Genomic DNA, 11,655 nt, shown 5'->3' with positions numbered 1-11,655 from the left:
CGAGCGCTGGTTCGCCGAGCTGACCACCAAGAAGCTGCAGCGCTCCACCCATCGCTCGGTCCGGGCACTGAACGCCGACATCCGGTCCTGGATCAAGACGTGGAACGAGAACCCTCGTCCCTACGTCTGGGTCAAGACCGCCGAGCAGATCCTGGAGTCGCTCGACGACTACCGCCAACGAATCATCGACTCACGACACTAGGTGTACCCGGCCAAGACGTTGGTGACAGCGCGTCGGCTTGAACGTGGGAGGACCCCCGAGTGGGGTGTGACTTGTCGAAGGTCCACATCCACCCGGAGGTCCTCGTGGCCCACGCTAACGCCCGCACCACCGTCCACGGCCGGCTGCTGATCGTCCAACGCCACCACCAAGGCTGGCATCAGGCACATATCGCCGCGGCGATGGGCATCTCCCGCAAGTGCGTCAAAACGTGGATCGACCGCTACACCGCCGAAGGGCTCGACGGGCTGCACGACCGCTCCAGCCGCCCGCACCACAGCCCGATGCGGACTCCAGCCGAGGTTGAGACCCGCATCGTTGAAGCCCGCACTCAGCAGCGACTGGGGCCTGACGAACTGGGCGCCCAACTCGGCGTGCCGGCGCGGACGGTCTCCCGCGTCCTGGTCCGTCACGGCATGCCGCCTCTGTCCGCGTTGGATCCGATGACCGGGCAAGTGCTGCGCTCGTCCAAGGCCACCGCCATCCGTTACGAGCGGGCCTATCCCGGTGCGCTGGTGCACATGGACGTCAAGAAGATCGGCCGCATCCCCGACGGCGGCGGCTGGCGCGCCCTGGGCCGTGAAGGGCAGGAAGCGATCCGAAACCGCAAGACGAAGATCGGGTACGACTACGTGCACTCCCTGGTCGATGACCATTCCCGGCTGGCCTACTCAGAGATCTTGTCCGATGAGAAAGGCCCCACCTGCGCCGGCTTCTTGACCCGGGCGGCGGCCTCCTTCGCCCAGCGTGGGGTCACTCGCATCGAGCGGGTGATGACCGACAACGCCTGGGCCTACCGCTGGTGCTGGGGCTGCGCACGTTCAGCCAGCAGGGGTTCTTCTTCGTCGGCGGCGCCCTCACCGACCGGTTCGGCGTCCGGCCCGTCCTGCTGACCGGCTGCCTCGTCCGGATCGCCGGGTTCTGCACGCTGGCCACGGGCCAGTCCCTGCCCGGGGTCCTGCTCGGCACCGTCCTCACCGGGTTCGCGGCCGCCCTCTTCTCCCCCGCCGTCGAGACCGGGTTCGCGCACGCCGGCCGGGAGCTGGAGGCGGCCGGCACCGTGACGCGCGCCGAGCTGTTCGCCCTCGACGACGTCGTCAGCAAGGTCGGGTCGCTGGCCGGGCCGGTCCTGGGCGCAGCCCTGCTCGGGGTGCCGTTCGCCACGACGTGCTTCGTCGCGGCCGGGGTGTTCGCCGTCGTGCTCGTGGCCAACTGGCGCTGGGCCCCGCGCGTCGACGGGATGCCCCGCAGCACCTCGGTGACGGCGGGCTGGGGGGCGGTGCTGCGCAACCGCCGGTTCCTCGTGTTCGCCGCGCTCTACTCGACGCTGCTGCTGGCCTACAACCAGATGTACCTCGCGCTGCCGGTGGAGCTGGTGCGCGCCACCGGGTCCCAGCGCGCCCTGGGGGCCATGTTCGTCGTCGCCGCCGTCGTGACGGTGCTCGTCCAGGTCCCCGTCGCGCGCTGGGCCAGGCGGCGCGGGGCCCGGCACGCGCTGCCGGCGGGGTTCGCGGTGACGGCGCTCGCGTTCGCCCTCGTCGCGGCGGCGACCGTCCTGCCGGACCCGGACCTCGTGCCCGCCCTGGCCCCGGCTGTCGGGTTCGTCGTCGTGCTCCACCTCGGCGCGGCCCTGGCCCGCCCGGTGGCCCGTGACCTCGTCCCGCCGTTGGCCGGGGACCGCCACGTCGGCGCGCACTACGGCGTGCTGGCCTCCCTCGGCGGCGTGGCGGTGCTCGTCGGCTCGGCCGTCGTCGGGGCGGTGCTGGAACCGGGGGCGGTGGCCCCGTGGGTGCTGCTCGCGTCCGTCGTCGCGGTCTCCGGGGCCGGGCTGGCGGCCCTGGCGCGCCGCCTCGGGCCCCCGACCGGGCGGGCCTGAGCCGGCGGCAGGAACGTGACGGTCAACCCGCCGTGCGGGCCCGTCGCGACGTGGGCGTCGACGCCGTAGACGTCCCGGACGAGCTCGGGCGTCAGCACGTCCTCCGGCGTCCCGGCCGCCACGACGGACCCGGCCCGCAGGACGACGAGCACGTCGCAGAACGTGGCGGCGAGGTTCAGGTCGTGCAGCGCGACGACGCTCGTGACGGGCAGCGCCGCCACCAGCGCCAGCAGCTCGAGCTGGTGGCGGACGTCGAGGTGGTTGGTCGGTTCGTCGAGCAGCAGCTCGGCCGGTTCCTGGGCCAGCGCGCGGGCGATGTGGGCGCGCTGGCGCTCTCCGCCGGACAGCGTGTGCCACGAGTGCGTGGCCTTGGCGGTCAGGTCGACCTGGGCGAGGGCCTGCTCCACGACGGCCTCGTCCCGCGGGCCGGGCCCGCCGAGCAGCCGCCGGTGCGGGGTCCGGCCGAGGCGGACGACGTCGCGGACGGTGAGGTCGACGTCGGTGTCGGCGTGCTGGGTGACGGTGGCGACGCGGCGGGCGACGTCCCGGCGCGGGGTGCGGTGCAGCTCGCGGCCGTCCAGCAGGACCGTCCCGGCGTCCGGGCGCGCGGCGCCGTGCAGCAGCCGCAGCAGCGAGCTCTTGCCGCACCCGTTGGGCCCGAGCAGACCCACGGTCGAGCCCGGTTCCGGGGTGAGGGTGACCCCGTCGACGACGATGCGGGTACCGCGTCGCCAGGTCACGGCGTCCGCGTGCAGCGTCACGAGGCCCGCCCGCGGCGGACGAGGAGCAGCGCGAAGACGGGGACGCCGACGAGGGCCGTCCCGACGCCGACGGGCAGCGGGGTGGGCGCGAAGGCCACCCGGGAGCCGGCGTCGACCCACACCATCGCGACCGCGCCGACGACGATCGTCGCGGGGACCGTGCGGGTGTGGGCGTGGCCGACGAGCAGGCGCGCGACGTGCGGCAGGACGAGCCCGACGAAGCCGACCGCGCCGGTGACGCTGACGAGCGTTGCGGTGACCAGGGCCGTCAGCAGCAGCAGGACCGCGCGGGTCCGCGCGACGGGGATGCCCAGGGAGGAGGCGATCTCCTCCCCGAAGGCGAACGCGTCGAGCCGCCCCGCGTACCCCAGGCACACCGCGGCACCGACGACGACGACCGCCCAGCACAGGACGACGTCGTCCCAGCGCACGCCCTCCAGCGAGCCGAGCAGCCAGAACATCACCCCACGCGTCTCGTCGGAGTCGGCGACGGCGAAGACGACGAGGGAGGTCAGGGCGGAGAACAGGTGCGTGCCCGCCAGCCCGGCGAGCAGGATCCCGGCCGTGCCGCCGCGCGTCGCGCGGGCCAGGGCGAGGGTGAGGGTGAAGGCCAGGCAGGCCCCGACGAAGGCGCCGCCGGACAGCCCGATCCCGCCGATCCCCAGGACGGCCACCGCCACCGCGCCCGTCGAGGCGCCGGAGGAGACGCCGAGCACGAACGGGTCGGCCAAGGGGTTGCGCAGCAACGACTGCAGCACCAGACCGCACAGGCCCAGCCCCGCCCCGCAGGCCGCGGCGACGAGCGCGCGGGGCACCCGGTCCTGCCAGACGATCGCGTCCTCGGAGACCCGCACGGGCACCTGGGCCAGCCCGAGGTGGTTGAGCAGGACGTCGCGGACGTTGACGAGGGAGACGTCCGCCGCGCCGAGCGTCGCCGCGGCCGCCACCGAGAGCACGAGCGCCACGGTGCCGCCGACGACGAGGACGGCGGGGTGCAGCCGGCGGCGCTCGGGGGTCCGGCCGCGGGGCCGGACCGGGGCCTGGACGCTCACAGGTCCCGGCCGTGCTCGCGCCACCAGGCGCCGATCTTGGCCAGGCCGTCGACGTAGCGGATCGAGGGGTTCAGCTCCGCACCGTGCAGGGCGACGTGGCGTTGCGCCTGCGCAGCCGACAGCACGCTCGCGACGGCGTCGGTGCGCAGGAACTCCTCCTTGGCCGGCAGCCGGTCGCCGGGGAACCGGTCCCGGCGCAAGTCCCCGAGGACGAGGACGTCGGGGTCGGCCGCCACGACCGACTCCCAGGACACCGACGGCCAGTCCTCGGCCTGATCGGCGAAGACGTTGCGCAGGCCCGTGGACGTGGCGAGCAGCGAGGCCGCCCCCTTCCCGCCCGCCACGAAGGGGGTGTCGAGGTTGGTGAACCAGAACGCGACGCTGCGGCCGCCGAAGTCGACGCCCGCGGTGGCCTCCGTCGCCCGCCGCTGCAGGTCCGCGACGAGCTCCTCGCCGCGCTGGGCGACGTCGAAGACCTGCGCCAGCTCGCGGACCTCCTGGAACAGGACGTCGACCGTCAACGGCGTCGTCCGCGACTTCTTGCCGCCGTTGACGCTCTGGCCGTCGTCGAGGTCGGTGGGCGAGAGGTAGCTGGCGATCCCCGTCTCGGCCAGCCGGTCGCGGGTCACGACCCCGCCCTGCTCGGCGAAGTGCCGGCCGAAGGAGGCGGTGACGAAGTCCGGGTCCGCGCCGAGCAGCACCTCGTACGTGGGCGCGTTGTCGGCCAGCCGCGGCACCCCCTCGTTCACGGCGGCCAGGGAGTCCAGCACCGGGTCCGTCCACGACGCCGTGCCGACGATCCGTTCGGCCAGGCCGAGGGACAGCAGGATCTCCGTGGAGCCCTGGTCCAGGGAGACGACCCGCTCGGGCGCCTTCTCGACGCGGACCTCGCGGTCGCCGTTGCGCAGGACCAGCGGGTACCGCGTCCGCCCCTCCCCGGCGCTCGCGGTGCTGCTCGGCGGGACGGCTTCGGAGGCTCCGCACCCCGCGAGGGCGAGGACGGCGGCGCCGGTCAGCGGACCGAGGGCGCGGCGGGAGAGGGGGCGCATCGACGACTCCAGGGCAGGCGAGGGGGTGTCCCTCGACGAGTTCCAGGGCGTCAGTGAGGGTAGCCTACCCTTTTGCGGGAGCCGATCCCGGGCGACCGGGGGTCCGCATCGTCGGCCCCTCGCTCCCGATCGGTGGGAGCGAGGGGCCGACGATCCCTCCCCCGCAGGCGTCAGGCGCGGCGGCGGCGCAGCAGGACGAGGACGAGCGCCGCGAGGCCGAGGACGAGCCCGCCGCCGGCGAGCCCGCGGGCGACGGGGTCCGAGGTCTTCGCGGTGCCGGAGGTCGTGGCCGACGCGGCCTCCGTCGAGGCGTGGGCGGCGTGGTCGCCGTCCCCGTCGCCGCTCTCCTTGGCCGTCGTCGTGAACTCCGGCGCGGGGTCCTCCGGTTCGGCAGCGCCCGGGGCGGCGACGTCCGTCCAGTTCGCCACCTCGCCGTCGGCGTACGTCTGGACGGTGGGCAGCAGGACGCGCGTGCCGGCGTCGGGGAGCGGGCCGAGGTTCACCTCGAACTCCTCGAACTGCCCGACCCCGATGCCGCCGGCCCCGGGTTCGGCGGTCCACGTGATCGAGAGCGGGGCCTGCGTGACGGTCACGCCGTCGGCCTGGACGGGTTTGGGCAGCGCGCCCTTGGTGACCGTCGCGACCCAGCCGGGGACGGGTTTCGTCGCGACGTACGTCAGCGGGTGGTCCGTGGGCAGCGAGACCCGCACGGACGTCGTGGCCGAGGAGTCGGACTCGTTCGGGACGCGGAACGTCACGACGCTGTAGCCGCCGGCGGCGGTCGAGGACGGGTCGGCGTGGACGTGGGCGGACGCCGGCAAGGCGGCGAGGACCACTGCGCCGCAGGCGGTCAGGGTGACGGCCAGGGCGCGGGTGGGCAGGGTGGAGCGCTTCACGGGGTCTTCTCCAGGGGTGTCGTCAGGACGTGGTGGCGAGGGCGGGAACCCTCGGTGGACCACGCCTGCGCACCCGGCGCGCGACGACCGACCGCGGCCGCACGGGCTCGGCGGCCGGGACGAGCGGCCGCGGGTCGACCGTGCGGACGAGCCGCACGAGCAACCGGACGACGGGACGCAACCACGCCCAGACCGCCCACACGAGCGCCTCGCCGTGCAGCAACGCCCCGAGCGCGAGGGCCGTGGCCGCGACGTGCGCGAGCGTCATGGCGGTCCCCGGGTCGGCGGCCGCGGCGGCGCCGCCGGCGAACGCGAGCGTCTGGTGGTGCCCCGTCCCGACGACGGTGGCGGCGGGACCGGCGCACGCCTCGAAGACCGTGTGCAGGACGACCTGCCCCCCGCCGAGCAGGGCGGCGAGGACGGGCCAGGAGAAGCGCCGGCCGGCCAGCAGCAGGCAGACCGCGACGAGGACGAGCCCGACAGCGGCCAGCAGGAACGGGCCGGGCAGGTCCCCGCCGGCGCTCAGGTGCGCGCCGGCGGCCAGGCCGAGCACGGTGGCCGCGACGGCCCCGGCCCGGAGCCGCCGCCACGACCCGCGCGCCGGACCGGCGGGACCGGTCCAGTCCACGCGGTCGGGCAGCGGGCTGGGCACCGGGCCACGGTACCGGGCGGGCCGCGGTGCCCCGGGTCCGATCAGCGGGCCACGATCACCGCGGCGATCACCGCGGCGATCACGGCGGCGGTCAGGCGACGCCGAAGGCCGCTTCCCACGGGCGCAGCAGGACGGCGCGCGCGTCGGAGCTCAACAGGTCCGCGACGACCTCGGCGTGCACGACCCCGCTGACGACGTTCCACAGGCCGTCGGCGCCGTCAGCCGCCTCGAGCCCTCCGGCGCGGAACGCGCGCACGGCGAGGAGCTGCGCGACGGCGGCGGTGCGGACGCGGTCGGACAGGTGCACGGCCCACGACGCGTCGTGGACGGCGCTGGCCCACTCCCCCGCCGACGGCCGGCTCGTGGCCGTGACGGCACGCAGGCAGGCGCGGTCGGTGCCGTCGAGGCGGCGCAGCGTGTCCAGGACGCGGGCGACACCGGCCTGCTCGGGTCCGAGACCCGCGGGGTGCTCGGGCAGGGGCGCGAGGTCGCGGACGGCCTGCAGGTAGGGGTGGGCCAGGACGCGGCGGACGTGGTCGGGCAGCCGGTCACCGAGGTAGGCGGACACCGCGGCGTCGGCGAGGACGTCGGCGGCGCGGCCGGAGTCCTCGGTGCGCAGGCGGGGGCCACCGCCGACGACGGGCGAGGACCAGGTCCAGTCGAAGACGTCGTGGTGGACGAGCCGGACGAGCGCGTCGGCGTCGGCGATCGTGCTCGTCTGCAGGACGCGGACGACGCCGGACTCCACGCGGGCGGCGGTCTGCTCGTCCGTCGCCTCCCCCGTGAAGTCGCCGTGCGCCAGGCCGTTGGCGACCTGGTGCAGCACGTCGGTGATCTGGGGGACGTTCCCGGCAGCGTGCCGCACGACCTCCCACGCGCCGGCGCGGGCGGCGGCGTCGTGGCGGGCGGCGAGGACGTCGATCTCACGCGGGCCGCAGTCCAGGGCACGCAGCAGGACCTCGGCGGCGGAGTCGCCCTGGGGCAGACGGACCAGGTCGAACCCCAGGACGGGGGAGCTCACGAGGGAGTAGTGCACGGTCGTCGCCTCCAGGCCTGGAACCACTCCGCCGGTCCCGGCGGAGTGGTTCCACCCTGACACTGCGTGATGCCCGGGACCAGGTGACGTCCACCGTCCGGCCCTGCCCCGGCGTGTCGGACCCTCCCTCCGGCCCACTGCGGGCGACGCCGCTGGGCCGTCCGGGCGACGGGAACGGGGTCCGGTCGTAACGTCGAGTCGTGAGGGACGACGGGCAGGTCGACGGCCTGGTGCACGAGGACGCCCTGCGGGACAGCCGGCCGGACGACGGGACGACCACGGGCGCGATGACGGGCGCGATGACGGGCGCGATGACCGGACGGTGGCCGTCGTGGGTCCTCGTCGTGGCGTGCGTCGTGCCGCCGCTCGTCCTGGCCGAGGCCGCGCGCCGGGTGCTCGGGGGCGACTACGACGAGGAGTTCTACGGCGGCTACCCCTCGGGTGCGGGAGCGTTCGACGGTGCGGCGCCGGAGATCTCGACCGGCCGCCGCTTCGGCGTCCTGTGGGCCCTCGTCGGGGCCCCGGCCCCGTTGTGGGGCGGCGTCGTCGCCGTGCTGCTCCTGCTCGCCGTCGCGCTGACGGGCCGACCGGCCGCACTGGTGCCGGACCGCTGGGGGCGTCGGGTCGCCGCGGGCGGGTCGTTCCTGTCCTCCGCGCTGGCGCTGGGCTGCCTCGTCGGCGTGCTGCAGAACGCGACGGCCCCGGCCGACGAGGCGGGGCCGGGCGCCCTCCGGTTCTTCCTGCGCACCGGGTTGCCCGACGACTTCCCGGCGGTGGCCGGGGCGCTCGCCGTCCTCGTGCCCGCGCTCGTCGCGCCCGCCGTCGCGGGGGTCGTGCTGTGGCGCGAGCCGGCGTCCGTCGCCGCCGCCGGCTCCGGGACGGCCCCGCCTCCCGCCCTGTCCCCGGAGGCCATCCCCGAGGACCGTCCCGCCGACCGCGAGGACCCCGAGCCCGTTCCGCACGGGGCGGCCGGACCTGTCGAACCCCCGGTGCCGACGGGTCCCCCGGCGGTCCCGGAGTCCGACCGGGACCTCTACCGCCGCCCAGGCTGACCCCCGTGCCCCCCGGAACGCAGGACGGGGTGGGACCCGAAGGTCCCACCCCGTCCCGTGCGGTCGATCAGGCCGCGGCCTCCGCGCCTTCGATCTCGAGCGCCTTGTCGACGTCGAGGACGAGCAGCAGCGCGCCGTCGAGCTTGTAGGCGCCGCGGATGAGTTCGCGGATCGGCCCGGACAGCGTGTCCGGCGGCGGTTCGAAGGTCGAGTCGGTGACCTCGATGACGCCCCCGATGGAGTCGACGAGCAGGCTCCAGACCTCTTCGGCGGCACGGACGACGACGTTCATCGCGACCTTGCCCTCCTCGCGGTCGGGCATGTTCAGCCGGCGGCGCAGGTCCAGCGCCGTGACGACCTGGCCGCGCAGGTTGATGAGACCCGCGACGGCGCGCGGGGCCAACGGGGCGGGCGTGCGAGGCTGCTCGGTGAGCACCTCCTGCACCCGCCGGACCTCGACGCCGAACAGGTGCCCGGCGAGGTGGAACGTGGCGTACTGCGTGGACACGTCAGACCCCCAGTCGCTTGGAAGCTTCGGCGAGCTCGTTCTGAGCCTGCTCGGTGAAGAAGTTCGGGTCGGCCGCGAGGATCGCGGACCGGACGTCGAGGAGTTCGGTCACGCGGTCGCGGATGACCGCGGACCCGACCAGGCCGGCGTCGTCGATGTCGCTGTGCGCGTCCTGCCCGGAGACGATGTCGACGATCTCGTCGACGACGATCGCGACGGACCGGCCGCGCGCGGAGTAGACGACTCCCGGCACCGAGGTGACCTCCTGGCCACCGTAGGAACCGCGCGAGCCCCCACCGAGGTGGTGGGACAGCCGCACCAGCGGGAGGATCTCGCCGCGGTAGCGGACGACCTCGCGCCGGCCGACGCGCTCGATGGAATCGGTGCGGAACTCCTCCAGGCGCGTGACCACGTCCAGCGGGATCGCGACGCGGCGGTTCTCCCCGAGGCCGACGACCAGCAGGCGCTGCCCGTCGCCCGTCACGGTCTGCTGCGTGGCGGCCGCGTCGGCCGCGTGCTCGATGCCGTCCGAACGCATGGTGCGCCGGGCCAGCGACTGCACGTCGAGGATGAGCGAGACGCGACCGTCGCCGAGGATGGTGGCCCCGGCGAAGGCGCCGATCGCCTTCAGCGCACCCGAGAGCGGCTTGACGACGATCTCCTCGGTGTCCAGGACGCGGTCGACCAGCAGGCCGAACCGGCGGCCGTCGCACTCCAGGACCGCGATGACGAGGTTCGTCGGGAGTTCCACGTCGGCCGGGCGCTGCAGTTCCAGCGCCTCCTCCAGGCGGATCAGCGGCAGCAGGGCACCGCGCAGGCGGTAGACCTTCGCACCGCCGACGTCCTCGATGGCCTTGCTCATGCGCTCGGTGTCCAGGCTCACCAGTTCCAGCAGGTTGACCTGCGGCATGGCGTAGCGCTGACCGGCGCACTCGACGGTCAGGGCCGGGACGATGGCCAGCGTCAGCGGGATCCGCAGGCGCCAGACCGTGCCCTGGCCGTTGACGGACTCGACGTCGACGGACCCGCCGATGCGTTCGATGTTCGTCTTCACGACGTCCATCCCGACACCGCGGCCCGAGACGTTCGTGACCTTGGCGGCGGTGGAGAAACCGGGCAGGAACAGGAACTGCAGGATGTCGTTCGGGGTCAGCGTCTCGAGCTTTACCGGCGAGACGAGGCCCTTCTCCACGGCCTTGGCGCCGATGATGACGGGGTCGATCCCCTTGCCGTCGTCGCGGATCTCGACGACGACCTGGCCACCCTCGTGCGCGGCGCGCAGCTTCAGGGTGCCGACCTCGTTCTTGCCGGCCGCACGGCGGACCTCCGGGGGTTCGATGCCGTGGTCGACCGCGTTGCGGACGATGTGGGTCAGCGGGTCCTTGACCGCCTCGAGCAGGGTGCGGTCGAGTTCGGTCTCGCCACCCTCCATCTCGAGCTTGATCTTGCGGCCCAGCATGTTCCCGAGGTCGCGGACGACGCGCGGGAGCTTGGACCACAGGTGGTCGATGGCCTGCATGCGGGTGCGCATGACCGTCTCCTGCATCTCGCTCGCCACGAGGTTCAGGCGGTGGCAGGCGCGGGTCAGGTCCTCGTCGCGCAGGGCGCCGGCGCGCTGCAGGATCTGGTTGCGGGCGAGCACGAGCTCCCCCGCCTGGCGGACCAGGGACTCCAGGAGTTCCACGTCGACGCGGATGGTGGAGTCGGCGGCAGAGGCCTTCTCCGACTGACCACCCGTGGCCGGCGCGGGCGGAGCCGCGGGAGCGGCGGGCGCGGCGGCGACGGGGGCGGGGGCCACGGGGGCCGGGGCCGCCTCGACGACGGGCTCGGGCGCGGGGGCCGGCTCGGGCTCGGGCTCCGGCTCGGGCTCAGGCGCCACCTCGGCGGTGGGCGCCGGGGCGGGGGCCGGGGCCGGGGCGGCGGGCGCCTCGGCGGGGGCGGAGGGCACCTCGGCCCCGACACCGTCCGACGGCGGCAGCACGGGCTCCTCACCGTCGAGGACGGCGCGGATGGCGGCGACGACCTGGGCGACCTCGACGGGGCCCTCGGAGTGCGACTCCTCGATCGCCGACAGCAGCGCGCGGATGGTGTCGACCATGCGCAGCAGGACGTCGGTGGTCGTCGGCGTCATGACCAGCTGGCCGTCGCGCAGGCGGGCGAGGAGGTTCTCCCCGACGTGCGCCACCGACTCCAGCTTGGAGAACGCGAGGAAGCCGGAGGTGCCCTTGATCGTGTGGATGGTGCGGAAGACGCTGGCGAGCAGCTCCCGCGATCCGGGCTGCTGCTCCAGCGCCACGAGGTCCGAGTCCAGTTGGTCCAGGTTCTCGTAGCTCTCGACGAGGAACTCTTGGACGATCTCGTCCATGTCGTCCACGTGGGCTCCCACTTCTCGCGGCGGACGGCCCCGGCTGTGGGACCGCTTGTTCTCGTGCTCTGAAGACTCATCGGCAGGCGGCGCGGGAAGCTGAAACGAGCCCGCCCGGCGCCTTGGCCGGAACCCCGTCGAGGTGGTAGGGCCGACGGGCCCGGAACGGACGGGGAACGACGGAACGC

At 74.6% G+C, this 11,655-nt stretch carries 9 protein-coding genes and 3 pseudogenes; 4 read left to right on the top strand and 8 right to left on the bottom strand.

Annotated elements, in window-relative coordinates:
* The 3 genes and pseudogenes from AB0637_RS04870 to AB0637_RS04860 form a co-directional block, all read left to right on the top strand.
* Positions 1-202 (top strand): annotated as a pseudogene (locus AB0637_RS04870) (IS630 family transposase); the annotation flags it as partial.
* 104 nt (positions 203-306) lie between these two features.
* Positions 307-1,023 (top strand): annotated as a pseudogene (locus tag AB0637_RS04865) (IS481 family transposase); the annotation flags it as partial.
* The gene (locus tag AB0637_RS04860; protein ID WP_366170032.1) at positions 1,023-2,096 is read left to right on the top strand and encodes an MFS transporter; all 1,074 of its coding nucleotides are present in this window, start codon (positions 1,023-1,025) and stop codon (positions 2,094-2,096) included. The pseudogene AB0637_RS04865 and the gene AB0637_RS04860, both read left to right, overlap by 1 nt.
* A gap of 47 nt (positions 2,097-2,143) precedes the next feature.
* Here the strand turns inward: AB0637_RS04860 and AB0637_RS04855 are convergent.
* The 6 genes and pseudogenes from AB0637_RS04855 to AB0637_RS04830 form a co-directional block, all read right to left on the bottom strand.
* A pseudogene (locus tag AB0637_RS04855) lies at positions 2,144-2,857 on the bottom strand (ABC transporter ATP-binding protein); the annotation flags it as partial.
* On the bottom strand, positions 2,854-3,855 hold the full coding sequence (locus tag AB0637_RS04850) for an iron chelate uptake ABC transporter family permease subunit (RefSeq protein WP_366170048.1): 1,002 nt from the start codon (positions 3,853-3,855) through the stop codon (positions 2,854-2,856). The gene AB0637_RS04850 and the pseudogene AB0637_RS04855, both read right to left, overlap by 4 nt.
* A gap of 50 nt (positions 3,856-3,905) precedes the next feature.
* Positions 3,906-4,958: an ABC transporter substrate-binding protein gene (locus tag AB0637_RS04845; RefSeq protein ID WP_366170031.1), complete on the bottom strand. Its 1,053-nt coding sequence runs from the start codon at positions 4,956-4,958 to the stop codon at positions 3,906-3,908.
* Positions 4,959-5,128: 170 nt separating this feature from the next.
* Positions 5,129-5,854 (bottom strand): YcnI family protein, encoded by a 726-nt coding sequence (locus tag AB0637_RS04840; protein WP_366170030.1) that lies wholly within the window; start codon positions 5,852-5,854, stop codon positions 5,129-5,131.
* Positions 5,855-5,876: 22 nt separating this feature from the next.
* The gene (locus tag AB0637_RS04835) at positions 5,877-6,506 is read right to left on the bottom strand and encodes a hypothetical protein (protein ID WP_366170029.1); all 630 of its coding nucleotides are present in this window, start codon (positions 6,504-6,506) and stop codon (positions 5,877-5,879) included.
* Between the two features lie 91 nt (positions 6,507-6,597).
* Positions 6,598-7,569: a hypothetical protein gene (locus AB0637_RS04830; RefSeq protein ID WP_366170028.1), complete on the bottom strand. Its 972-nt coding sequence runs from the start codon at positions 7,567-7,569 to the stop codon at positions 6,598-6,600.
* A 173-nt stretch (positions 7,570-7,742) separates the two neighbouring features.
* On the opposite strand from AB0637_RS04830, the gene AB0637_RS04825 reads away from it, so the two are divergent.
* Entirely contained in the window at positions 7,743-8,594 is an 852-nt protein-coding gene (locus tag AB0637_RS04825) for a hypothetical protein (protein WP_366170027.1), read from the top strand.
* 67 nt (positions 8,595-8,661) lie between these two features.
* Here AB0637_RS04825 and AB0637_RS04820 read toward each other — a convergent pair whose 3' ends face one another.
* Together AB0637_RS04820 and AB0637_RS04815 are read right to left on the bottom strand one after the other, a co-directional pair.
* Positions 8,662-9,102, bottom strand: a complete 441-nt coding sequence (locus AB0637_RS04820) for a chemotaxis protein CheW (RefSeq protein ID WP_366170026.1) — start codon at positions 9,100-9,102, stop codon at positions 8,662-8,664.
* A 1-nt stretch (position 9,103) separates the two neighbouring features.
* Positions 9,104-11,476, bottom strand: a complete 2,373-nt coding sequence (locus tag AB0637_RS04815; protein ID WP_366170025.1) for a chemotaxis protein CheW — start codon at positions 11,474-11,476, stop codon at positions 9,104-9,106.
* Positions 11,477-11,655: the final 179 nt, after the last annotated feature.

This window comes from Kineococcus sp. NPDC059986 (genome assembly GCF_040702905.1).
Classification (GTDB): domain Bacteria; phylum Actinomycetota; class Actinomycetes; order Actinomycetales; family Kineococcaceae; genus Kineococcus.
The sequence above is the reverse complement of the archived record's forward strand: the minus strand, read 5'-3'. Positions and strand labels throughout refer to the sequence as shown.

Excerpts from the sequence above, each read along its gene's own strand:
- AB0637_RS04845 (WP_366170031.1), bottom strand. The coding sequence starts at position 4,958 with ATGCGCCCCCTCTCCCGCCGCGCCCTCGGTCCGCTGACCGGCGCCGCC.